The organism is Neolewinella aurantiaca (assembly GCF_008014675.1).
GTDB lineage: Bacteria > Bacteroidota > Bacteroidia > Chitinophagales > Saprospiraceae > Neolewinella > Neolewinella aurantiaca.
Map to the genome: position 1 here is coordinate 119112 of NZ_VOXD01000015.1, position 24397 is coordinate 143508.

The window sequence follows — 24397 nt, forward strand, 5'->3', positions numbered from 1 at the left end:
TTTTTATAATTCGTACCTTTTGCCCTCCAGTAAAAATCACAATGCCCCTAGAACGCCACACCCAGGACCGGATCATCGAGTTACTCACCCAAAAAATGATGCCCGGCTACACCAACCTGGGCAACCTGCAGTACGAAACCGACAATGACTTCATCATTGAAGCCCGCTTGCTGGCTTACCTCACTGGCAGGGGAGTAGCACCGGAGTTGGCCCAACGGGCAATCAACCGCCTGCGGACCGTAGCGACCGAAGCGGGTAAAGACCTCAAAGACCGCAACGAAGCCGTCTATAACCTACTAAAATACGGTGTCTCCATCAAGCCCGCGCCAGGCCAGCCCAACGAAACCATTCAATTCATCGACTGGGAGGCCATCTCCAACAACGACTTTGCCGTAGCCGAAGAAGTGACCTACCGGGGGGAGAAAGAAAAACGGCCTGACGTGGTTATTTACATCAACGGCATCTCATTGGTGGTCTTGGAGCTAAAACGCGCCAGCGGCGAAGTAGGAGATGGTATTCGCCAAAGTATTCGCAATCAGGAGGATCGCTTCATCGGCGACTTTTTCAGTACCGTACAACTGGTGTTGGCCGGCAACGATAGCCAGGGGCTACGCTACGGAACCGTCGGTACCACCAACAAATGGTTCCTGGAATGGAAGGAGGAAGATGACGACACTACGCAAGGCCTTAAAATTGACCGCGACCTGCGGCACATGCTCGACCGGTTCCGGCTCATGGAGCTTATCCGTGACTTTGTGCTCTTCGACGGCGGCATCAAAAAACTACCCCGGCCCCACCAGTACTTTGCTGTTAAAAACGCCCAACGGCACCTGCGGCCGCGCCCCCAGGAACGCAATGGCGGCATCATCTGGCACACCCAGGGCAGTGGGAAAAGCCTCACAATGGTGATGCTGGCCCGCTGGCTGCTACGTTTCAACCCCGAAGCCCGCGTCATCATGCTCACCGACCGCCGTGAGCTAGACAAGCAAATTCACGATGTCTTCGATGCTACCGGCGAGACCATCGCCCGCGCCACCTCCAGCCGCGAACTCATGGACCTGCTCACCGCCACCCAGCCCCGCCTCGTCTGCTCCCTGGTGCATAAGTTCGGTAAGCGCGATAGCGCCCAGGATTTCGAGGACTACCTCACCGAACTCCGTGCCCGGCCCCGGCAACCCTACGGCGAGCTGTTCGTCTTCGTTGACGAATGCCACCGCACCCAAAGCGGAAAACTCCACCGCGCCGTAAAGGCCATGCTTCCCCAAGCTACTTTTATCGGCTTCACCGGTACGCCGCTATTGGCCAACGATAAAGAGACGAGCCAGGAGGTCTTCGGCAGTTATATCCACACCTACAAATTCAACGAGGCCGTTCGCGATGGCATCGTCATGGACCTGGCCTACGAAGCCCGCGACGTAGACCAGCGTCTCGGCAGCCCCGAACGCATCGATGCCTGGTTCGCTGATACCACCCAGGGGCTCAACGATTACCAGCGCGGGGAACTGAAAAAACTCTGGGCTACCAAGCGGCGCGTACTCAGCAGCAAGGGGCGCATCACCCGCATTGCCGAAGACATCGCCTGGGACTTCCGCCGCTTCGATCGTCTCAAGAGCGGAAAGGGAAACGCCATCCTTGTCGCCGGTGGCATCTACGAAGCCTGCCGGTATTACGAGGTGCTCAACGCTCGGGGTAGTGTGCTTCGCGGCCATTGCGCCGTAGTAACCAGCTACAATCCACAAACGCGCGATATCGTCCACGAAGCCACCGGTGAAGCCCTGGAAACTGAAAAGGAATTTATTTACGAAACCTACCAGGAAATCCTGAAGGACGTAGCCCCCGAAACTGGTAAAACGCCCGCCGAAGTATTCGAGGATCGCGTAAAAACGCAGTTCGTTAAGTCTCCCGCCAGAATGAAGCTCCTCATCGTAGTGGATAAACTCCTGACCGGATTCGACGCTCCAGCCTGTACCTATCTATACATCGACAAAAAAATGCAGGACCATGGCCTCTTTCAGGCCATCACCCGTGTCAACCGCCTCGACGAAGGAAAAATTTATGGCCACATCATCGACTATAAAGGCCTGTTCGAAAAAGTAGCCGGTGCCATCTCTGTCTATACCTCCGAGTTGGATGCCGAAGGCTTCGATCAGGAAGACATCGACGTTAAACTCAAAACCCGCTACGAGCTGGGCCGGGAAAAACTGGAGGAAGCTCGCCGTATGGTCAACCTGCTGGCCGAGCCCGTGGCTCCGCCCCACGGCACGGAGGAATACATCCATTATTTTGTCGGTGACAGCACGGATAAAACCACAATGGGAGCTAACAAAACCAGGCGGGATGCTTTCTACCGCGCCTTTGCCTCTTTTGCCCGTGCTTACGCTACACTGAGCGACGCCATGTTAGCGGCGGGATATACTGACGACGAGACCAAGGCGATCAAAGTTGAGGTAAAGCATTACGAGGAGATGCGCCAAATTATCCGCCATGCTGCCGGGGAAACCTTAGATCGGAAAGCCTACGAAGCCGATATGCGCTACCTGATCGATACTTATATCGACGCCGACGCTTCGGTGAAATTACACGACTTCGGCGACCAGACACTACTAGACCTGATCGAGGCTGAAGGAGCCGAAGATGCGCTGAGTCATCTGCCCGCAGGTATTCGCCAGAGCCCCGCAGCGATGGCCGAAACAATCACGAACAATGTTCGGCGCAAGATCATCACTGATCACCACCTCGATCCTACTTTCTTCGACGACATATCCGCCCTTCTCGATGCCATCCTGGAGGAGCGTCGCCAGGGGGTAATCGATTACGCAGAAGCGATCGGTCGCCTAGCAGAACTGGCTAAAAAGACGAACCAGGGTAACCGGGAAGACGTTCCTGAGGGCCTGCAAGCGCCCGAACAGCGTGCACTTTTTGGCCTCCTCAACCGAGACAAAGACCTCACCATTCGTATCGATGCCACCGCCCGTGCCGCAGCACGTGCCGACTGGCGTGGCAACCCCGTAAAGGAAAAGGAATTACAAAAAGCACTCTTTGGAGTTCTCGGAGATGTAAATGAAACCCTACGTGTATTCAGCTTTTTGGAAGGGCGTAAAGAATACTGATGGCCATCAATAAAATCACCCTTGGCGAACTTACGATCACCGTTGATCGAAAGGCCATCAAGAACATCCACCTCAGCGTTTATCCACCCGATGGCCGCGTGCACATCAGCGCCCCTGAGCGGTTTACCCTCGATGCCTTGCGCGTGTACGCCATTGGCCGCCTGCCATGGATTGAGCGCCAGCGGCAAGAGCTGATAAGCCAGCCCAGGGATACCCCCCGCCAGTACATCAGTCGGGAAACCCACTGGTGGGCGGGCCAACGCTATCTACTTGATGTACAAGAACAACAAGGGGCGCGGCCGCAGGTGCAAAGTAAGTTGAAGGAGCTATGCATGACCGTGCCTCCCAGTTATACGCGCGAGCAACGCCAAACCTTACTCTACAACTTCTACCGGGAAGACCTCAAAGCCCGGGTTCCCGCCCTGATTGCAAAGTACGAATCCCAAATGGGGGTCTCAGTCGCCGAGTTCCGAGTAAGGAAAATGCGAACCAAGTGGGGCAGTTGCAACATTGAGGCTAGCCGAATCTGGCTCAACGTAGAACTGGCCCGGAAACCGCCAGAATGTCTGGAGTACTTGGTTGTTCATGAAATGGTACACTTATTAGAACGAACGCATAGTCGTCGGTTTCGGTCCCTGATGGATAAATTTTTTCCCGGCTGGCCAGCCGTTCGCAAATTGCTGAATGAGTTACCGGTGGCACATGTGGATTGGGCGTATTAGGGGAAGTCGATCACTCTTAACGATCGCGTAATCGATCCTCAATATCCTTTGGCTTTTCTTTTTGCAGTTATTAGTTTACCGTAATCCTTACGCCAGCTATTCGCCTGGACAATAGAGATGCACTGAAATCTGTACTGAGTGGCCAGGTACGGAAGGCAAGTTTCTAACCTGGTTTTTAGCGCGGGGTGGTAATTCCCATCGTGAAGAACCATATTACGGAAGGCTCTTGCCTCAACCAGGAGATCATTAAAGTGCTTGGCAAATTCGTCGTCGGCAGCTCGTTTTCTGTCAACTTTCCAATGACGGCCAAGTGATTTTACGAAGGGGTTTTGCGAGTGCTTCGTAGCCTCGTATATGTCAAGGTCTATATCTCGATTTCTTAGTCGCCTCACCATGTCTGACGGAAATTCATTCCGATCATAAGGGCTCATGTTGGAGAGCACATTGATCAAATCTGCTGCATATATTGAGTCAACCATCCGCTGCTTTCTGTAGAGTAAGATGTTGCTTACCGTTCTACAGACCGGCCGCTTGCCGAACTCCTCGGGGGTCGTATTTTCCAAATACTGCCAAAGTTTGATGAGATCCTTGTTTCGCTTACTCTCCCAAAATAAATGCTCCGTGTAGAGTAGCGGGTACTTCAGGCGGTCATTGATGTCTTTCAGATGACTGGATGCATTGTCCTTGATGAAATCAACCCGATAGTCCAAAATTTTCGCATTCGGGGATTCTGAAGACCAACCGGATGAAAAATTTTCAAAATCAAGCGTCTGCAGAAATTTACTCCTATTTACGGTTACTTTATTGTAACCCAACCGGGTGTTGAGGTAGTCGGCCACTGTTTGTGCCTTCGCGTAGATGTCGCCCCGGTAATCACCAACGTTCGTTTTAGTATTAATTTGGAAAAGGCAAACGGCAAAATTTTCGTGGTTGAAAAAATCCTTCTCCATCTCTGAGTCAGAGAGCGTTTCTATCATCCTGACCACCTCCTCATGGCTAGGGTCCACAGTACGTACGCCGTTGAACTCAAAATCCAAAGATGCACCGCTTCCAAACTCAACGTTCATCAATAGAATGATTACAAAAGGTGAGTATATTTTTCGGTTTACCGAGTCCGGGATCGCCGTAAAGTGGCCCCTAAAATTCCGCTCATTAAGATAGGATTTCTTACGCGATAGCCGCTCTTCCTTCTCTTCAATCTCATCTATGTGGGATGGAAAAGGAAATTTATAAATACTGCTAGAAAAGATGGCATTAAAATTATCTCTGGTCTGTCGTTTGTCGAAGCCATTAAAGCGATATATCGAAACCAGAGTTGCCGCTAAGTGCTCCAAATAGGCTTTGTGCGTAACGAGTTTGTGCCCGCAACCAAGATTACTAGCTAAGAAGTCAGAAATGACAGTCAATTCATTGGTCTGGAGTTGGTCGTGGATGGCTTCGATTCGCGGCACTAACCTTGGGCCTGCCATCTCTAATCCCTTCCTGGTCTCATTCCGTTTGGCAGCATTTGCTAATCGTGACAGCAGATTAGACATCTTCTCTCTATCGCTAGCGTGTGCCACAATTTCGAGATCGAAAGCTTGCAGGCTTTGTAGAAGGTTTTCTACGTACGGAATACACTTGTGTCTGTTATACTTAAGCTGAAACAACACTGAACTCAGTACGTAGGAGGGGCAGGTGAAACGGAATCGTGGAATCTTGCCTATGTGTTGATTAGCCTGTGCGAAGAAATTACAGAAGTAATTTACCTTCTCCGAAATCACTGGGTTCTCGTGGGTTACTAGGCTTAGGTGCGGCATAGTTTCTATGGTTAAATCTGATATTGCTGAATTTGCGGAAGTGCATGTTCTTAACCACATCGTGGTTTTGGAAGTTTCGCTCACCTCTGACAACTTGAATTACCAAGGCTCTAGGCAGAAAAAAGTCTGGGCGCGGAGGCAGGGGGAAAGTAAAGTTGACAAGCAGGGTAGGGGACTCTCTCCCTCAGCCTTTGATTTAACCTACACGCACCATCCGCCACTTCCGCCCGTCCAACCTCCTCTCCCCCTCCTGGGGGCCGGGAGGGGGCTCCTCCCGGCCGACGCCAGGCGTGCCCCAAAGGTGCAAAGAAGGCGAGCCTCTCCATCCCGCCGTGTATATCTCCAAATACACGGATCGCTTGCAGCAAGTCACCAGTCCAATTCTTTTAGCCTGGCGAAGCCGGATTAAAGTTGGCCTGCCGACTTTCGTGAGCTCAGTGCTCCATACCTAGTAAAATTCGCTAACCCCCTCCTCCCCATCAACAAACATAACAGGAGAGCCCCCAATCTCACTAACCTCCCCCGTAACCGCAATAACCTTCCCGTCAAACTCCGCCTTCGGGTCCCCGGGGAAGTTAACCAGGTTCTCCTTCCTGATCATCACCGAAAAGATCTGATTCGGGTACTGCTTATCCAGGTTAAACCACAGGTGCCCCGCTTGGCTGTACCGGCTACTCACCACTTTCCCGACCACCGTGACCTTCTTTCCTCTCCCCATATACAGCTTCGCTTGCACCGTATTAAAGTGACCCCGGGGTAGGGAAGGGGCATAAATCGGCTCCACGTCGCCGGCGGCGACCTCCGGTATCCAGAACTCCGTGTCAGCATCCGCTTCAACCTGCTCCTCAGCGCCCACCAACCCAAAAAAGTCGAGCCCCGTCAAATCTTCCACCTCATCAACGCTCACAGCATAGTGTTCAATCGGATATCGAAGCTTAGCATTTGGCATCAGGAACCCAATCGCCTTGCCTGCCTCAACATCCAGAACCACCTTGTAAAACTGCTCCGGAACCGACACCTTATTCACTCCCCGCTCAACCACCGGCAAGCCCTCCTGCAGCACCCCTCCGGTAACCACTATCAACTGACGACCGCTTCTGTCCACATGGCCTCGCAAAAGACCCTCCAGTTTCGCCCAGCCTTCCCGGTTAAAATCACCCACCTGAGGCGACATATTTGAGTAAAAGTAACTCTCCGATGTCGCCGTCTCCGACCACCGGAAATCCGCCGACGGCGCCAGGTGACCACGGTCCCAGCCAAAGCCGTCGTACTTATAAGTACTGTCCGCCTGCAGGTACTTCAAAAAGTAATCTTCCTCCACCGCTGATCCGGTAGAGACCAAGGGGTCTGCCCGGAAATCGTTCGTCCGCGCACCAGTACCGTCCGTCACCTCCGGCCTGATGATGTGCGCCACCCACCTGGCTTGCTCATGCTCCTCCGCGTAGGAGAGCACCATCGCCGAATGCCATACCTGTTCGCCGGCGGGTAAGCCAACGCTCCGTAGGTCCCCTCGAATCTGCTCAAATTTCAGCGATTCAATTTCCTTGTCCAGCTGATCCAGCTGTTGAAAAATTAAGCGTCGCTCGTCCTCCTTACCTGCCAGCTGAACGTCAATCGTCTGGCCATTAGCTACGAAAGAACCCAGGACCAAGACAAGCAGTAATCTAAATTTTATCAACATCGGTAATCTTTTCTTCATCAACGCTTCTGGTCGCTCCCTGTTTCTCTAGCGACCTTAAGTTTTCCTGGGCGCGGACGCAGGATGCAAAGCAAATTGAACGAGCAGGGTAGGGGACTACCTCCTTGAACCCTAATCCTCAACGCTACGCACCATCCGCCCCCGCCGCCCGTCCAGCCTCCGGACTCCTCCGGCTGGCCGCCCGGCGGCGGCGAACCGTGCTGCATGGTGACCCACCCCAATCACCGCTCTCCGGAAACAAAGCGGCTTGCCCCACTTTCGCTGCGCGTCTACTCCGTGGTGCCCGCCGGTTCCCCTCTTCCAGAAACCGAGTCTCCATCTTCCGCGTCACGGCGGACGCCAGGCGCGGCCACTACTTCGCTAAGGCTCGCGTGGCCACCCCTGTCGTCCACCGCGCCGCTTGCTTTGTTTATGACTGTTAGCTTGGTCTCGTACAGTTAGCAAAACCGGCAGCCAAAGAGCGGCAGGCCATTATGATAGCGTCATTGATGCCAGAGCCTTACCTCCATCGAAGCCCGGCGCTGAAGGCTAAACCGTTTCCTTTAGTAACTGTAGACATTACTTCCTCCGGATGCCCGCGCCGTTGTCCATTTCCGCTGGCCAGGCCCAGCTTCCATACTTCCAGCTGCTCCGTCCACCCGCAGCGGTCCACCGTGCTGCCTAGTCTATTACTTTGAACCCTGCTCTTCGAAGAAAGCGGCATGCCACACTTGGCGGGGCGGCTTCCTCCACGTTAAAGCTTGGTGACTTCTATCCACGGCATGGATTTTGCGCGTCCGCCGGCGGCTACGCACTCCCCGGCGGACGCGCAAAACCCGGGCCGCTCTACTTTCTCCCAAACCGGAAACATAGTCTCGATCCCGGAACAAAGCCACCCCGCCACCGCCGAAGGCAGCCGCGTAGCGAACTCACAGTGGCAGACCAATAGGCCGACGCCCACCCACCACCCCAGATCAATCTGCGGCGGAGTTATAGTAAGTTCGGGTTTATATAAAGTTATCGTTTTTTTGGAAAAGAATCATAATGAGGCGTTATGACACAAACTGGAGGTCACTAACTTGAATGATTCTCATCAGGTACAGCCATGGTTGCTGAGCGGAGTCGTAGTACAGGGCAAAGTAAGATGAACACTCTCTGGCTAGAGCTAAATCACTCCGCCCCACCCAATTGCCGCTGCACGACAAGTGCTAAGGCACCTGCGTGCAACTACTCATTGGGCGGGGACTTTAGACATTCATTTTAGTTTTAGTCGACCAATGCATCAATCAGTAAAGTCTTGATTAGGGTAAGTGCGCTACCAGCTTCACCTTGCATAACAGAGGGGATATCTTCAATTTTTACTCCTCTAGTATAGATTGAACAATTCCCTTTAGTACTCACAATAAGATATGCTTTATCATCTTGACCTCTTCCTAAACTGAGAGGAAAAATCTCGTAATCTGTACTCTCGATACGAAGCCATATATTTTCTATACTTTGAAGAACGTACCCATTTAAACCTAGGAACTTCTTACCTACTAATACTCCGTTTTGATACTTATATATTTTCAATGATTTAGTCTCAAGTGATATTTTCGCTACGTTCAGAAAGGTAGTTTTCATCCCAGAATTAACTCCTGTCTCAAAGACAAGTATATCTCCTTTATACTTAAATTTAAAATCACGTATGATTTCTTCATACTCACTTGTCAAAAAGCCTATGTCTGAGGTGTCAACTTTGAGAATAATACATGGAGGAGTGGAGCCTAAGTCAAAAGACTGGGCGTTTATTTCATGCAATAATGAAATCGAATAAAGAAATACTAAAAGATAAAGATTACGCATTAGTTACCATTTTTTAGTTTACTATAATGTTCAACTTTACCAGAATAATTATAGCCTGGTCTAATAGTTGGAGCATTGTAAGTCTCTCTCCTGGTTCCACGTGGTGATCTAGATTCTTTGGTCAAACCACTATATTGTTTACGAAGAGGAATGCTACTTCCGGACGACTCATTCACTTCAGATCTTATTATGTTTTCAATATGCGAAGCAGCTACTTCTTCGGCAATGTAGGCTTCAGATTTCTCTACTGCATTATCAAACATTCGATCAGCCATAACCTGACCAGCGTCAGGACCTAGTGATAGGATTTCGTTTGCGGATAAATTTTCGGGACTTAAGACGACATTTGTCTTTCCTTGATCAGCTCTCCAAGCATGTCCAACTTCATGCCCAATAACAATATTATTTCCTACTTCTTCGCCTTCTAGGCTAGTCTGATTTAGATTTACAGTAGTGGTAGTGTTTCCGTTACCATCACTTACATATGCTTCTCTATTGTCTATAGTGTTACTAGAACTACCCTTGTCGGTAAATTTGATAGTATGAGTATTTTTGGACTTTTTTAAGTCCTTCCACATCGCCTTAAAAGTTTTCGATTGCTTACGTAACGATTTCACCCGTTGCTTAAATTCCTTTTTGTCTGATTTAGAAACATTGTCACCGTATTCTACCTTTCTTCCATCTGGATCAATGTATAGAATAGGGTTGTTCAAGGTGTAATTGTATGGAGAATGCGATAGATATTGTTCGGCACTAGGATCGATTTGCCCCCAACGTCCAATGCTCGGGTCATAGTACCTAGCCCCATAATCATACAACCCCAAGCCATCAACGAGTTCTTTACCGTTGTACTTATAATCAAATCCACTACTCCCCGTCCCAATAGCCGCATTCTCCATACCAAAAGGATAATACGCATGAGTAGATTGCACGGAGAGGGAAGTACCCGTCCCCGGCCGAAAGACTACCCGTGTATTGCCAAGATGATCCCGCAGCACATATTCGTATTTCCAGGTTCCTTCCAATACTGCTCGGCCCTCCTCATGCATGATGGCCTCAAAGTTGGTCCCACTGATTTCGATGCCCCCAAGATAATCTTTTCTGGGCTGACCGGTAGTGATCTGGGCCAGTTTGTTCCCCCGCCCGTCGTAAATGATCTCCGTCGTGACGCCTGATTTGACGATCTGCTGCGGAAGGTTGAACACGTTCGGAGTTAGGGCCGTAATGCCGCTATTGTCCTGTGCGGTTAGGTTGCCTCGGTCGTCGTAGTCGAAGTCTTGCCAGCCCGTTCCCGGCGCCATGAAACCAGCGGCTAAATCACCATCGTCCGAAATTCTTCTCAGCCAGTTGTGCGACTTGGTTGTTGATGTGTGGTAATCATAAGTTAAATCGTCGATCGTCCCGTAGCTGCCGTTGGCCAGCTTACCCTTCCGGAGCAGGGTTTCGATGTTGCCATTAAGATCGTACGTGAGGCCCTGTACAGAGTAGCGATCTTGCGCACTGGTAGTACCGTTGAGGTTCTCAATGTAGTTGGCTTCTTCAAGGCGACCGTAGTCATCGTACTCAAAGCCGTAGGCCTTTATCTTATTGTCATCTCCGTGGCTTCGCCACTGGATGGCACTGATGTTCCCACTTTTTTGGGCAAGGCCGTTTACTCCCGATGGGACGGTGAAGTAGCTTAGCTCTTGGGAGAATAGGTCACTGTAGATGGCACTGTAAATAGTAGAATTTGAAACGGTATTGATCCCCTCAAGCCAGCCGAGAATGTTATAGGAGTAGTCGATGCTTTGACCGAAATAAATGCCCTGTTTAGCTATCCTTTTATTTGATTCCCGCCCCCAGTCATCATAAGTCCTTTCCGATATTGTTTGCTCTGCGCCACTATCTCCGATTTGATGATAGGTGTTTTCTACTCGCCCTCGCTCGTCATGGGTGTAGCGTTCATTGATAACCAGTGACTTTGAGGTTCCTCCAACGGGCGTGCTGGAATGTTCCCTCCGGTTGCGGAGCAGCCACCCCGCAAAATTGTACTGCGCCCAGGTTACGTCTTCACCACCCAAGTGATTGGTCGCTTTTGTTTGGATTACCCGGCCACGTCGATCATAAAATGTTGACCCCGTAAGGTATACGATGGGGCTGCTTTGTAAAACAAATGTTCGGTCTCCAGTTACTTGGCCCCGCACGAAGGCATTGGCTGAGCCATCATAAAAACTTGAATGCGACGATGGTGGCGCATCATAACTTGCACCGGTGTCCGGTGTCCCGTTCCCGTCATAGTCATAATCGTCGTAGTAAGTAGCTGTATACACCGTTGTGCCAGAAGTAGGAAAAGACTGATTAATAGTGTACTTATGACTCGATGATGTAGACTTTTCCTCATAAAGAGCGTTACTGCCAGAAGGCAAGGCCGAACCGGAATACAGCCCCGTCATAATTGGCCGGTTCAAAATGTCGTACTTGGTAAATAGTTGGTTGCCATCAGCATCTTTTGTCAACACCAGCCGATCCATGCGGTCATAGTAATAATAGGTTCTTTTGTTGTTTCCCTGGCCTGGAATGTGTTTGTTCGAAAGCAAATTAGTTACCGAAGAATAAACGTAACCGTAAGAATTGTTTTTGACATCAGTATAGGACACCGTTTTATAGGTCAATGTATGCCCAACAGCTGCAACCTTGGGTGGAATAATATAAGTGGGGCTTCCTAAGTCGTTATAGATATGGTAAGTCATGGCATCATCCTGGTCCTGCCGCACCCTTCGTCCTGCTTTATCCGTGAACGTTGTGGAAGTGCGACCATCTTCATCAGTAGCCTTCAAAACCATCAGGCTATTAGCAGCGTAAAAACCATAGGATTGATCAAATCGTCGTACCTCATTACTGTTGTTGGTTCGGTAGACAATTTGTCGGGGTTGGCCATGTTGATACTGCCCCAACCCTTTTTCGGAGTTTATGCGGTTTAGAGGAGATGGTTCCGCAATTGATTCAGTGTAGGCTTTATTCCCGTCAGCACTATTGTAAGCACCAGTATAGTAGCTGACCTGGTTACTCACAGTACTGGTTCGGTACGCCCCACCATTACTGGTCACGATCCATGGCAAATACTCCTTCGTTTTTCGGCCGTATTGGTCATAAATACTAAATGATACAGCGTCCTTCAATCCTGGTGCACCGCCTACATCTACGGACTGTATAGGCCGCAACAATCCATCAGAAAAATTAACGGTCTTAATTAGATCTGCAACACCCGTTGCATTTACGGCTGCTAATGTTGTCTTTCCAGCAATCAGCGGTTGCCGGCTAGTGACTTCGTTGAGTGTCGTTCCGGAGCCATCGTCGTACGCATATTCCACCGTACGAATGTAGTTACCGTCAAAGTCCTGGATTCCCTCAAGTCGGTGATGAGCGTCATAAGTAAACTTCTGCACCATTCCGTCTTGTCCACCCATTCCTCGCAAATGATGAAACTCTTTCTCAAAAGTAAAGGTCGTCATCAACGCATCTGCTGGGTAGAGCCGGACCTCGTCGACATAGTTCCAGAAACGGAAAACAACGTCTCCGCCAGTAACATCCAGAGTTCTTTCCACGTAGTACCAGCCCTCATTATCAGCAGGAGAAACTTTTACATCAACCTGAGAGGCAGTTCCTTCCAATGTGGTCTCACTCTGTTTTTTCGTCCAGTAGCTTAATATGTACTTACCGGAAGGAAGCCCGGTCTTGGTTAGTTTGTTTAACCGGCTAACGCCACCGCCCACTTTTGCAGTGTACCCCCGATAGTCGTGCCAGGGGAACTGCTGCTGGGTATTATCTACGGTCCAACCCCCGTAGTCTAAAGGGGATTCAAAACTCGTGAATGCCACCTGGTTCTCGCTAGCATTTTGTACCACAGCACTGATGTAACTTCCACGGTACGACCAGATATAGGCCGATGACTGGTCATGTTCCATCTTAGCTTCGGCTATCGTACCATAATCATTACGCTCTTCAACGCTCTCATTCCTTTCAACGGCGTTACCATTGAACCCATCATAAGTTTCCGAAACAAAATAGCCCGATCCCGTTCCGTGAGTGAACGATGATCGCCGCGTTTGGCTCTGGTACTTTTTGCTGGTGCCAACTAAAAAGACACTCGCCAATGGAACGGAAACGAAGTTGCCGTTCCTCAAATTTGTAAGATTGGTCGTCTCCGGGTTCCCAGGAGTGTAGGCAAAGTAATTCTTCTGCACTTGCTTTTTGCCATCGCTGTTGTAATAGTAGATTTCTGTGGGCTGCAAAGTATTTGGATCAGCGTAGGCAAAAAATCGCTCCTTAGTGATCGTTCCTGCAATCGTGCTTCCACCATTGTAAAAATGTTCCTTAATGATCTCCTTGGTTACCACGTAACTGGTGGGGAACAGGGTAAGGTTTTCAGACCAAAACCTACTCTTAAAAGTGCCATACTGAACACAGCCGCCCTGTTCACTCAGTCCTGCGGTATTTACCCAGTTGTAAGCTCCGCTGGCTCGTTTACATAAAAAAATCTCGTTAGATTGTAGGCTCTCACTGTGGATGAGAACTTCCTTCAGATCAGAGCTGGTAGACCTTACGTCATTGTATTCATAAGTGGTTTCCGCCAGTTTTTTAGCACTGGCATCGAGCACTTCTCTCTTAAGTAACTTTCCGTTTGTGTACTTGTCTACTTCGACGGCATTATATTCATCGTTTTTATAGTGATAGACCGTTTTTCCCCCATTAACTTCTTCTACTCGGCTGTAGCCTACATAACTGCCATCCACCGTGCGCAATCCGTTAATACTATGTGAACTGATGTTGCGACGATCACAATAGAAATCCTGATCTACCTCACAGGTGTTCCCCTGTTGGCTAGGGTATTCATCATTGGTGAAATAGGTGGTCAACGCATCGTATCGAGGCCTGGAAAGTAGCAGGCCGCTACTGCGTGTGCCATTATCCTGTAGGTAACGATACTCAACTTTTGACGCAGGTGTGGAATGGCTGGCATCACTAAACTTCTCGATTTTTTCCACCCGCACCCCACCACCTGAAACGATTGTTGAAGTAGCAACTGTACCGCAAGGACCCCAGTCCGGCACCTGATGAGCTCCGTAGGTGATTTCGGTGCGCCCTCCCGATGGAAAAGCGATTTCGGTTAGCATCCCCGCCTTGACCTTATAACTATCGGTCTCGCGGTTAGCGTTACCCGCTGTGTAGGTAGTGCTGCTACAGATGGTAACGGAAGGTACAAGAGAAGTGGCACTATTGGAATTATAGTACCCCCAATGATCGATACCCCTGGAGTCCGGGTTGGGCAAGGAGGGCGAACTATAGGAAAAGTCATACTTCTCACCAGACGGTAAGTAGCTCGAAGTATAGTCCTTCAGTGTCAGCCGACCAGTAGACTCATCATACGTAAAGTAGTGGCCAACGAAACTGCTCGATTCTGTTCGATAAACCTTGATGTCGTCCAGTTGCCTGCCCGAATAACTGTAGCTACCATAGCTCTTAGAAAAAGTGCTGTGATTAAAGGTAATTTTTTCAACTTCTTGATTGTTTCGAAGAAGCCTCGCCGAGCTCAACCACCTTCGGTTAGACACCTCCCTAGAATAGATCGAGCCTGAGGAACTTGTCACCGTAACCGCTGCTCCACAAGCTGGCTGACCGCACTGGTCAAGCAACGTACTAACCCGATAATTCCAGTTTTCTACATCATGGTCATTTGCCAAAATATCAAAGGGAGCACTCTCCGTATGGTAAGTTGATAATATCTTCTCCGTTTTATCAAACGATTCTACCTCGGATAGGTACCAGGCAGACTGAAAGGTATATACCGAAACACCAATCTGTGCACTCCCGTCAACGGAATTATTGACATTTATCTCCGTAGTCTCTGCCTGGTCAAAGGTGTACTTATTGCCCCGACCATCTTTAACAATGAACTGGGTGATTTTGTCTTGTGAATCAAAAGAAGGCGTTACCTTGAAATCTTCAGAATTTCGATAGACGATAGTCTTATCAGGCGCAATAAAAAAGGTTCCGCCGCCACCAGGGAACTTGATGTCAAACATATCAGGCTGAGTTTCCAGGTACCCTAGCTTGGCGTCATACATCAGCTCATTCTTTTGGATAAGGTCTCCCGAATTAAAAGTGATCAGCTCATCAATATCACTCTCTTTGCTGAAGTAGTTGCCCTTATTGTCCGGGGCACCTCTTACGGTTCTTGTCACCACGCCGCCAGCTTGCAGGGTCCAGCCCAAACCCATCCATCCGGGCAATTCACCTACTTTGTTTCCGTTGCCTCCATAACTCAATCGTACACCCATGCTCAAGGCATGGCCCTTCATCGTGTGGATGGGCAAGGTGTAATTGACGCTGCCCGTGTAGGGATTAACAGAAACATCTGTCTGTCCAACCAAAGAAGCGGCCTCAGGGGTAGCTCCTACTCGTGTTTGCTCCTTCAGGTTCGTCAGCCTGCGGAAACCGGCCTCGTCTAAAGAAGGATGATCGTCAAAAGTCTGGGCATTAAGGCTGATTGTAGAAAAGGAGAGGAGGAGAAAAAGGAGGTAGGTGGTAGCTTTCATAGCTTCTGGCTGAAGTTGTAAAGAGACTAGTCTGGTGATCACTTAGAGAGAATAATGAGTTGTTGGAAGACCTCTTGGTCTAGAATCAACTGGCACCAATAGTTGCCGGCAGGTAAATCACGGAGGGAGACCGTTCGTCTTGGGCTAAATTCACCCAATGCTATCTCTTTAACCACTGACCCCGCGCTATTCAACAACCTGATGTTGTTTACACCTTTCGCAGTTTCAGCAGATGGAATTTCAATGGTTATCTCATCAGCCGTAACTGTGGGGTAAATTCTTATTGCATCCAGTGGATTTTTTTTGACCTCTTGCCCTGCGGTGTTCTGGAGTCCGAGTATGGGACGTTTGCTGGTATAAACTCCACGGAATCGCGTAGCAACTAAATCATTTTGCTCAAGACGTAAAAAATCCATCAGGAACTTGTCGGGAAGACCTGTTGATAGTATTTCGTTGCCTATCCCCAAACCAATATCTCCCGAAAGGATTACAACCGAGCCATTAACGGCAAGCAGTTGGTCGATAACCCTCGCCTCCCGAGCACTTTCTAAATCAACTTCTTCCAACCACTCTCCTTCTGGGGATTCCAGATTGAATATTCCCCGACCGGATGTACCCACTAATAACTTATTCTCAAACCAAGACAGACTGATCACATCGGTGAATTCCGAGCTTTGGTATTTAGACCAGCTCGCCCCCTGATCCGCACTGTAATACAGCGCACTCACACCCCCGGCAAATATACCAATCGGTGTTGCCTGCACTGTATGGATGAACGAGGAATAGCCTCTCTTCGGTAGCTCCATTTTCTCCCACGATCTTCCCGCTAGTTCACGCTGATAGAGACCATTACTGGTACTGGCATACAAATAGGACTCATCCGTAGTTAGGTTATTCGTGTTGAGACAACCTAGATTTTCGTTACTCTCCTCCCAGCTTCTTCCAAAGTCTTGACTCACAAAGACACCGTGATGGCTAGTGGCCACAATAAGCCCTTGATCTTCAACATAAATCATGTCTCTAATGGCAAAATGCTGGGGAGATTCAGTAACCGCTTCCCAATGGTCTCCCCCGTCCGCACTTGAAAAGACCTCTCCCCCCAGGGTGCTCGATAAAATGAGGTCATTAACAACCAACAGCTTAGAAACTGGATACTCGGTAGGGTGAGACGTTGGCCACCAGGAAATGAGTTGCCCAAAAACACAAAGAGGGAATAGGCAGGGTAGGAGAGTAAGGAGTTTAAACATAGTTTTAGATGTATTTGTCAGACAGAAATAGTGGCTTGGGTATTACTTGCGAGAACCTCATCTTATGACTAAAGACGCAGGGACACTGTTTCTCCATATTCAGTTAAACCCTTGACTCAATTAACCAAGAATCAAATCACTGAAAATTCCTATACCAGCTCCCCCGAATGAGGACGTAATAGCAATTCCAATAAAACTCAACGCTATGAAAGTTAAATTGGATGTTAATAAAAGGGGCTGGGTAATTTTGAAGCCTTTTAAAAAAGGAGAGCTTCTTACCCTGTAAAGTTATTTATATTGTCGAGAAATAACTAGCGAATATCTATTTTTAACATTTTACAAAATTCGAAAGCGTCAGACCAGAAATGAATATAATGCAGCATCCTTTTCTTGCTTGTCATCGTGTGGCCTTTCCTACATTTATCTACCAAATTTGACACATACTATTTCAAGCCCCATGTGTATAGTTTTTTGGCCGGGTATAGGTAGGATGAAGCACTTTTTGGCGCGGCCGCAGGTGCAATAAAAGTCGAGAAGAGCAGGGTAAGGGGGCCAAGTCGCCTTCGGATCATCAATACTAAGAACTACCAACTAAGCCATAAAGGCACCCTTCACAGGGCGCAGGGCCCGGGCGTGCCGGCAGCCACGCCCCCTTCACCACCTCCAGTCAAAAAACCGCGCAAAAAAGCCCGTCAAGTGTGCTGGCTTTTTTGCGCGGTTTTTCTCCCTCCGGTGGCTCGTGGTCGCGGCCGCCGTCCCTGCCCGGGCATCGCTGCCCCTTGTCTTGGGTGTTATCATTAGTTACTCCAGGAAAGCCTTGTCGTAAACTAAAACATAGTCTCTTCGCCACAAACAACGGGGCGACCATTATTATGCGCGGATTTTTCTCTTTGCTCGGCTGCCCGTGGCCCCCAAGGTGCGCGCAGCGCGCCTTGCGTCCGGAACCGCAGGGTCTGAGGCTCCGCGACCGGGGACCTTGTTCTCGGGGCCATTAAGCACGGTGCTTTGCCCCATCGTCACCAGCCAGGTATCATGCTCCAAAAACCAGGATCCAAAAGTGAAAACCGGAAAGCCACACTAACCAAAGCGTAGCACTCCTAACCCCCTGACAGCCAGTAAATTAAATGCAATTATTTGTATTTTTATGTTGATAAAACCAACTAAAAATCGTATCTTTAAGTAGGTTAAGGGGCTGACTTACAGCCATTTAGCCGCGCTTTAACTTAATAGATAACCGCCCCGGGTGGCCAGTTTAAACAATGGCTGCCCGGGCACTTACTCCACACAAATGCTTTTAGATACGCTTCTGGCGAAGGCCACCGGCATGCCCGGGCTCGAGCTTTGGCGCGGACTTGCGCCCCGCCGTTTCCTCATTGATCACCTGCTGGCGGACTTCATCCATGCTACCGAGATCCTTCCGGCGGATAATGCCAACGGGTTATTTGCCGTCATCACCACTTCACCGCTGGGCCTACCCCAGACCCTCCCGGAAGAATGGGAGGAGGTAGAGCGTTTGGGTGAGTACTTCGCCACCTTCCGCGTTCCGGCTGGTACCACGGCCCGTGGGGCCGTCGAAGCCCTTGCCTTAGAGCTCATTCCACTTTTCTACCCCTCCGAGGTCTTTGAGGGCAAGCTCATCGCCTGGCTGCAGAAAAAGCTAGGCGACGACCCCGATACCGTCAGCCCGACCGCTCCGCAGGGCGGCCCAGGTCCAGCCCCCTTCGGGCCGGTCAGGGTCATCGATATCCCCAGCCCCCACGACTACCACAAAGAACCAAAAAGCGAAGCCGAGCAAGACCTCGACTTCCTCTACGGAAACGGCAGCACACCACCCGAATATCACGGCTATAACCGTGACCGCCTCTGGCAGCCGCGCAGCGAATGTGCCGGTCAATTAGCCCCCGCCTACGGCCCACCAGAGGCTTCTGATCAAGACATCCAGGCCATGGAAGAGCAAGCTTTCTACTTCGGTTAAAATCAATCATTTATCGGCCTCCCTGGCTCCCCCTTTGGGGGCTGGGGGGCTTCACCCGCCCGCAAAATAATAGGGCAGAATCAACAACCATTGCCATGACAACCAATTACTCCCCACTATCCGACCCCGCATCCTTCGCCAAAGCTCTCCCCGAGCGCGTCACCTACCTCGAAGGTCTCCCTCGTAATTACAGGTTCAACGCTAAGGAAGGCACCCTCAACTACGAGAAGGAAAAAGAAATCACCTCCAACGGCTCCACCTTCTGCATCCTGCCTTTAGCCTTGCGCGTATTTACCGCGCCCCTGTTCAAAGGCCCCGATCGCAAGTGGCTCGAGATCTTCTTCCTCAATAAGAGTGGCCATGTGTGCGGCGTCTTGTTCCACTCCTCCAGCGTCGACCGTTTCTACGACGCCGCCGGCAAGCGGATGGTTTACGACGGCGTTAGCCCCATCACCTCCCTGATCACTGTCCGCCCCTTGCCCCGCAAGCACCCCGAGCACGGCCCGTATTACGTCGCCGATTTCAGTTTCGAGGAACTGCCCAAAGAAGCCATAGCCAAAGCCGAGGCCATCCGCGAAGCACTCCCGCCCATCTACCGCGACGATACCGTCACCCACCCCGAAACCATCCTGCTTCAAGACGGCTATCAAGCCCCCGACTACGAAGCTCAATCCACAGAAGTAACCGAGCATGTCGCAGCTTAACGACCTCCACTCACGCCCCTTCTCCCGGTCCAGCACCGGGAGAAGCGCGGCACCGGTGGCCCAGTACCCCCGCGCACCGTTTCCTAAAGTCGCCGCGCTCCTCATCGACCCCGACACCCGCACCATCCGCACCGTTTACGTCCGTGCCACCGGTACCGGTCTCCGGGAAATCTTCGGCGACCAGCGCGTCACCCACGTCGACCGCGACTTCTTCCGTGCCTACGGCACCAGCCAGTACCACGAAGAGGTAACCAACCGCGCCATCTTACCCGGTGCCCGTCTCAGCGTCCAGGGGAAAATCCTGATCACCGGCCCCCGGTTCACCGAAATCATCGGCGAGGTTTCCTATGAGATCATGCAGGGAACCAAGTTCAGCCGCTGCGATGCACACGAGCCGCAGCGGTTAAAACTAGGTTACTCATCCAGTAATATCTCAAAATGATTTTGCGTGTCTGTAGGTGTTTTTTCGCAGGGTAGGGGAGCCAATGTCAGAAGCTTGTAAAACGGCTCTTCTCCCTGCTTTTCCTAGCCCCCCCTTTGGGGGTTGGGGGGCTTCCACAGCACCTGCGGCCGCGCCTAAAATGCTGCACTCCAAGACCACCGACCTCAAGCCACAATTACCCGCCAAGATCACTGATTCCTGCCCGAAAACATAGCCGGAAAGTCCCCCCTCTCCCTAGGAGAGGGGCTGGGGAAGAGGGTTTAAATGCCTTCGCTCCAACCACATTTTTCTAACCTTTAAACCACAATTCCATGCCTTCCAAAACCAAACGCGCACCGCGCGTAAAGCCAGACCTATACCAGGTCATCACTAACAAAGTCATCGAGCTCCTCGAAGCCGGAACCGTTCCCTGGCAACGCCCCTGGAACCAGTACGGACTCGCCCGCAACTACGCCACTGGCCACGTCTACACCGGCATCAATGCCTTTTTACTCAACTTCTTCCCGAATTTCGACGTGCCCTTTTACCTCACCTACAAGCAAGCCCAGGCCCTCGGTGGCCAGGTCCGCAAAGGGGCCAAAGCCGAAACGGTCTACTTTTTCAAGACTTTATATAAGAATGTTGATGGCAAAATCCTCAAAGCCGCAGAGCTCGCAAAACTGAAAGAAAGCTCCCCCTCTGGGGGATGGGGGGCCGCCATTCCAATGCCCCGAACCTTCCACCTGTTCAACATCGCCGATATCGACGGCATCAACTTTGAAATTCCTGAGCTGAAGGAAAACCCCAGCGCCCCGATCGAGGCTTGCGATAATTTCGTTGCTTCATTCCCCCTTTGGGGGCCAGGGGGCCTCGAAATCCGTCACGACGACCTGAACCACGCCTTCTACACACCTAAAGCCGACCGCATCAATATGCCACCGTTGCCCCGCTTTCATTCGCCCGAGGCCTACTACAAAACCCTCTTTCACGAAACCATCCACAGCACCGGCCATGCCTCCCGCCTCAGTCGCCCCGGCATCACACTACCAAAGGAACAACGCAAGCCAGGGTCGGAAACCCACGCTCAGGAAGAACTCATCGCCGAACTCGGCGCCGTCTACCTTTGTCAGCACGCTGGCATCACTGTTGCTCCCCCTTTGGGGGCTGGGGGGCTGGAGAACGCCGCCGCTTACATCGATTCTTACCTCCAGCTGCTCAAAAACGACAAACGCTTCCTCTTCCAGGCGTCCAGCCAGGCGCAGAAGGCGGTTAACTTTTTGCTGGAGGTACCTACGTAGGTACTAGTTTCAAAGGTTTAGCGAACTCGTAACCTGTCAGTTTAGAGTGGGTCATATGACCCGCTTTAAACTAGGGGATATCCCCTAGTTTAAAAAGTAAAGCGACCCCAGCCTCGTTTGTGCTGGGCAAGTTCGAGAACCGCTTCTTTTTCAGGAGTAGAGCAGAATAATTTAATGTACTCGTCAGCTTTAACGGTAAGACGAACCAAGCGCTCTTCGGCCGAGTAGCCGTTCTCTTGCATCTCCTGACTAATAACCTGAAGTGCCGTTACGGCTTTTAGCTCTTCCTTTGTAGCAAAGTCTCTCATGTTTTTGCGAGCGTTTTTTTGCGGAAACTTTGCTCGCCAGGTCATCGCAGTCATCCCCCACATAGCCAGGTTGATCATGTCCGCCTCAATGGAAGCAAATCGCCTTTCAAAAAGAGGGTCTGCGGAGGCAGGTAAAGACGACAAAGCTTTACCCGTCGGAAGCCGGAGCGTTTCACTGGCCAGCTCGCGGGTCATTCGCTTTTCGATCATGTGCTTACCGTGTACAGAGTTAAGTAACTTAAGGTAACCACGTAGCGTGCCTAAGTAAAATTTGGGATCCAGCCAGTTGGTGAAATGGATGGCCCATTCGACGGCAGCGTAGGTTCCGCCGCTGCGCCCCCTCTTCGAGTAAATACCGATACAGCCTGATTGGTTAAGTTGATTAGCCGAAATCCGGAAAGAGCCAGCACCGGTCTGAGCTCTTATTTGAGCAAACTGCTCGACGTCGAATCCCGGATTGGTAGCCATTTCCCACTCCTGAACAAAAGCTAGGGTAGCGGACAAGCGCAACCAATCCTGGATCAGAGGACTAGGGGTGCCTTTCAAAGATGCTATGTCCGTTAGGGACATATAACCATTGTCAAATTTGATCTTGCGACCTTCAACAATCAGGTCTTCATCCTCTTTAGCCATGCCTCATTAATTTACCACAATGTACGACTTTTCACCATTAAAAACCACTAGTTGTTAGTAGTTTGGTCTGCTTCTCGCCTGATTTTATGAAAGGATGAGTCTTTAAATAACTGCTTAGGGAGGCATCAAATTTCGTGGGGTTCGACATGATCCAAAAATCAAGTATCTGAAAACAAAAGCGCGACCCCACCCCATAAGGCAAGCCGCGCAAAAACTTAATAGATAAGCACACAAGATAGTAAACTTCAAACTATTTGCGGCAAAATATTTAAGAGCTGATGCTTCAAATGTTAAGTTTTTGGTCACCCCTATGTACCCATCACCAATTTCCCTGTCTTTAGGGATCACCCGTTACATCTGGGCGCAAACCAGATTGTCGCGATTGCTCCTCCCCAGCGCACCCAATGTCGTCAGGGCCAGCGGCTCCGTTCTCTTCGAACTCACTGGCGTCATGTGGACGGGCCTCTCCCTCGGGTCAGATGGCGCAGCTGCCGTCCAGCTGGGGCCGATATTAGAAGTAGGCGAAGGCTTCGTGAAAGCGGGGGTTCAGATACTCTCAAGTATTGGCGGCATCAGAGTCGCTCAAGGCTATAGTTATGACTTTGTTTTGGGGTATAGTCAGCCGCTTTAGAAGTTTCAACTGCTCTGGTACCGCTACCCACCAAAACAGACTTGCATTTACAAGTTCAAACCCCTATTTTTAGACGGTGAAACCCTACCAATACCAGCAACCACTCCGCGAGGTTCGCCTACCCCTTCAACAAGTTCCCCGCAACATCCTCCGTTCCATCGTCCAGGATGCTCACTTCCGCAACGACCGGTACCCCAAATTCGTCGTCCTCGGTTATAAGGGTAGGGTAGTGACGTATTATCGGGCGGCTTGAATCATTAGTCCATTACAGCTATGAGGTCCTACTCATAAGCGATTAGCCTCAAAGATCTCCTTTAATGCTTCAACGGATAACGTCTCCAGTTGGCGATGAAGCATCCGATGACAATTCGAGCACACCAAGGCCAGGTCCTTCAGTCTGGTCTTCTCATCAGGCTGCAACGTCGACAAAGGCCGACGGTGATGACACTCAATAAAACCAAGCCCGAGATCCCCATAGACTTCAGTAAAGTTGAACGCACAGACTTCACACACCAATTTGCCACTCTTCGCCATCTCAACTCGCTTCTTCTTGGCTACAATGCTTTTGTCTCGCTCCCTAAACTTGTGGAGCCTAAAGACAACAGCTCCTTCATCCACCCCGTTGTCAAAGGAGTCAGCCGATTCTATTTCAGCTAATTTATCGTTAAGCACAGGATGTGCTGCAATTGACCGTATCTGATTCGCCAGACGACGCAAATCCTCTCTACGCCCCGCGAATTCCTCAAATATTTGCCTGTCAAGCTTAGAGCCGTTTTGAATCCCTACACCTTTATAGTGTGGGTCAATCGCTAAAAGGTTACCCAGCTTCAATTCTATACCTGATCGATTCCGAAACATTGGTGGCCGTACACTAAGTGGATGAATCCGTAGCGCGTTCAAGGTATCTGATAACTCTTGCATCTGCTCCAGCTTACTTACGTCCGTACGCTCGTTGATGGAAAAGTAGAGGTCTAAAAGAAGTATCGCTTCGTCTCGGGTCCAGTTAGGTGATTTCATGGGCGGTAAATTAGAGCATTTAAGTTTCTATGCGGTTCCGGTGGGCGCGGTCGCAGGTGCAGAGAGAGGCGCAAACCAGATTGTCGCGATTGCTCCTCCCCAGCGCAGCGGTGTGGGGAGGCTGGGAGGGGGTTGAGCGACAATCTAGTTTGCGCCCGCAGAGAGGGGATAGTTCAATTAAGTGTGTCTGGGTTAATGAATAGTCTCTAGCAAGGCTTCGCCTTGCTACGAGCGCGCGTTCCGCGCCGCGAAGTCGGAGGCCGGAGGCCGGAGACTTCGCGGCGCGGAACGCGCGCTGCCCTTTTAAGCGGCATCTAGGTGCTTAGTAATGCGATCGCCGTAAGTCTTGATCAGATCACGCATAATGGTTTTCCATCCATAAGCATTCTTCTTCCATGATTTCTCGTTGTGCATCAGGCTGAGGTATACCTGCT

At 50.5% G+C, this 24397-nt stretch carries 15 protein-coding genes; 8 read left to right on the top strand and 7 right to left on the bottom strand.

Annotation, left to right across the window (positions count from 1 at the left end; all coding sequences use genetic code 11):
• Positions 1–41: 41 nt before the first annotated feature.
• Both FUA23_RS11340 and FUA23_RS11345 read left to right on the top strand, forming a co-directional pair.
• A complete protein-coding gene (locus tag FUA23_RS11340; protein WP_147930856.1) occupies positions 42–3110 on the top strand; it encodes a type I restriction endonuclease subunit R in 3069 nt (1022 codons plus the stop codon).
• Positions 3110–3832 carry a M48 family metallopeptidase gene (locus tag FUA23_RS11345; protein WP_147930857.1) on the top strand — a complete coding sequence of 241 codons (723 nt, stop codon included), beginning with the start codon at positions 3110–3112 and terminating at the stop codon, positions 3830–3832. The genes FUA23_RS11340 and FUA23_RS11345 overlap by 1 nt, the downstream gene beginning before the upstream one ends.
• A 38-nt stretch (positions 3833–3870) precedes the next feature.
• Here FUA23_RS11345 and FUA23_RS11350 read toward each other — a convergent pair whose 3' ends face one another.
• From FUA23_RS11350 to FUA23_RS11370, 5 genes are all read right to left on the bottom strand, one after another.
• On the bottom strand, positions 3871–5367 hold the full coding sequence (locus FUA23_RS11350) for a hypothetical protein (protein WP_147930858.1): 1497 nt from the start codon (positions 5365–5367) through the stop codon (positions 3871–3873).
• 712 nt (positions 5368–6079) lie between these two features.
• Positions 6080–7330 carry a DNA/RNA non-specific endonuclease gene (locus FUA23_RS11355; RefSeq protein WP_187270983.1) on the bottom strand — a complete coding sequence of 417 codons (1251 nt, stop codon included), beginning with the start codon at positions 7328–7330 and terminating at the stop codon, positions 6080–6082.
• Between the two features lie 1245 nt (positions 7331–8575).
• On the bottom strand, positions 8576–9154 hold the full coding sequence (locus tag FUA23_RS11360) for an SMP domain-containing protein (protein WP_147930860.1): 579 nt from the start codon (positions 9152–9154) through the stop codon (positions 8576–8578).
• Positions 9154–15729 carry a DUF6443 domain-containing protein gene (locus FUA23_RS11365; protein WP_147930861.1) on the bottom strand — a complete coding sequence of 2192 codons (6576 nt, stop codon included), beginning with the start codon at positions 15727–15729 and terminating at the stop codon, positions 9154–9156. The genes FUA23_RS11360 and FUA23_RS11365 overlap by 1 nt, the downstream gene beginning before the upstream one ends.
• A 38-nt stretch (positions 15730–15767) precedes the next feature.
• Positions 15768–16976, bottom strand: coding sequence for a hypothetical protein (locus FUA23_RS11370; protein WP_147930862.1), 1209 nt, complete (start codon positions 16974–16976; stop codon positions 15768–15770).
• A 1288-nt stretch (positions 16977–18264) separates the two neighbouring features.
• Here FUA23_RS11370 and FUA23_RS11375 point away from each other — a divergent pair.
• The 4 genes from FUA23_RS11375 to FUA23_RS11390 all read left to right on the top strand — a co-directional run bounded on the left by FUA23_RS11375 (position 18265) and on the right by FUA23_RS11390 (position 21374).
• Complete coding sequence (locus FUA23_RS11375) at positions 18265–18951, top strand: hypothetical protein (protein ID WP_147930863.1); 687 nt, start codon at positions 18265–18267, stop codon at positions 18949–18951.
• A 95-nt stretch (positions 18952–19046) separates the two neighbouring features.
• On the top strand, positions 19047–19655 hold the full coding sequence (locus FUA23_RS11380; protein ID WP_147930864.1) for a hypothetical protein: 609 nt from the start codon (positions 19047–19049) through the stop codon (positions 19653–19655).
• Positions 19642–20097, top strand: coding sequence for a hypothetical protein (locus FUA23_RS11385; RefSeq protein ID WP_147930865.1), 456 nt, complete (start codon positions 19642–19644; stop codon positions 20095–20097). The genes FUA23_RS11380 and FUA23_RS11385 overlap by 14 nt, the downstream gene beginning before the upstream one ends.
• A gap of 311 nt (positions 20098–20408) precedes the next feature.
• Positions 20409–21374 (top strand): ArdC family protein, encoded by a 966-nt coding sequence (locus FUA23_RS11390; RefSeq protein WP_147930866.1) that lies wholly within the window; start codon positions 20409–20411, stop codon positions 21372–21374.
• An 89-nt stretch (positions 21375–21463) separates the two neighbouring features.
• Here FUA23_RS11390 and FUA23_RS11395 read toward each other — a convergent pair whose 3' ends face one another.
• Complete coding sequence (locus FUA23_RS11395) at positions 21464–22315, bottom strand: KilA-N domain-containing protein (RefSeq protein WP_147930867.1); 852 nt, start codon at positions 22313–22315, stop codon at positions 21464–21466.
• A gap of 310 nt (positions 22316–22625) precedes the next feature.
• Here FUA23_RS11395 and FUA23_RS11400 point away from each other — a divergent pair, with 310 nt between their 5' ends.
• Both FUA23_RS11400 and FUA23_RS22275 read left to right on the top strand, forming a co-directional pair.
• Positions 22626–22946 carry a hypothetical protein gene (locus FUA23_RS11400; RefSeq protein WP_222707026.1) on the top strand — a complete coding sequence of 107 codons (321 nt, stop codon included), beginning with the start codon at positions 22626–22628 and terminating at the stop codon, positions 22944–22946.
• 76 nt (positions 22947–23022) lie between these two features.
• The gene (locus FUA23_RS22275; RefSeq protein ID WP_187270984.1) at positions 23023–23199 is read left to right on the top strand and encodes a hypothetical protein; all 177 of its coding nucleotides are present in this window, start codon (positions 23023–23025) and stop codon (positions 23197–23199) included.
• Positions 23200–23231: 32 nt separating this feature from the next.
• Here FUA23_RS22275 and FUA23_RS11405 read toward each other — a convergent pair whose 3' ends face one another.
• Positions 23232–23963, bottom strand: coding sequence for an HNH endonuclease (locus tag FUA23_RS11405; RefSeq protein ID WP_147930869.1), 732 nt, complete (start codon positions 23961–23963; stop codon positions 23232–23234).
• Positions 23964–24397 lie beyond the last annotated feature (434 nt).

Bases quoted from the DNA above. Each gene is read 5' to 3' on its own strand.
- FUA23_RS11380 (WP_147930864.1), top strand. From the start codon at position 19,047: ATGACAACCAATTACTCCCCACTATCCGACCCCGCATCCTTCGCCAAA.
- FUA23_RS11385 (WP_147930865.1), top strand. From the start codon at position 19,642: ATGTCGCAGCTTAACGACCTCCACTCACGCCCCTTCTCCCGGTCCAGC.
- FUA23_RS11365 (WP_147930861.1), bottom strand. From the start codon at position 15,729: ATGAAAGCTACCACCTACCTCCTTTTTCTCCTCCTCTCCTTTTCTACA.
- FUA23_RS11400 (WP_222707026.1), top strand. From the start codon at position 22,626: ATGTACCCATCACCAATTTCCCTGTCTTTAGGGATCACCCGTTACATC.
- FUA23_RS11355 (WP_187270983.1), bottom strand. From the start codon at position 7,330: ATGAAGAAAAGATTACCGATGTTGATAAAATTTAGATTACTGCTTGTC.
- FUA23_RS11405 (WP_147930869.1), bottom strand. From the start codon at position 23,963: ATGAAATCACCTAACTGGACCCGAGACGAAGCGATACTTCTTTTAGAC.
- FUA23_RS11340 (WP_147930856.1), top strand. From the start codon at position 42: ATGCCCCTAGAACGCCACACCCAGGACCGGATCATCGAGTTACTCACC.
- FUA23_RS11360 (WP_147930860.1), bottom strand. From the start codon at position 9,154: ATGCGTAATCTTTATCTTTTAGTATTTCTTTATTCGATTTCATTATTG.
- FUA23_RS11345 (WP_147930857.1), top strand. From the start codon at position 3,110: ATGGCCATCAATAAAATCACCCTTGGCGAACTTACGATCACCGTTGAT.
- FUA23_RS11375 (WP_147930863.1), top strand. From the start codon at position 18,265: ATGCTTTTAGATACGCTTCTGGCGAAGGCCACCGGCATGCCCGGGCTC.
- FUA23_RS11395 (WP_147930867.1), bottom strand. From the start codon at position 22,315: ATGGCTAAAGAGGATGAAGACCTGATTGTTGAAGGTCGCAAGATCAAA.
- FUA23_RS11350 (WP_147930858.1), bottom strand. From the start codon at position 5,367: ATGTCTAATCTGCTGTCACGATTAGCAAATGCTGCCAAACGGAATGAG.
- FUA23_RS11370 (WP_147930862.1), bottom strand. From the start codon at position 16,976: ATGTTTAAACTCCTTACTCTCCTACCCTGCCTATTCCCTCTTTGTGTT.
- FUA23_RS11390 (WP_147930866.1), top strand. From the start codon at position 20,409: ATGCCTTCCAAAACCAAACGCGCACCGCGCGTAAAGCCAGACCTATAC.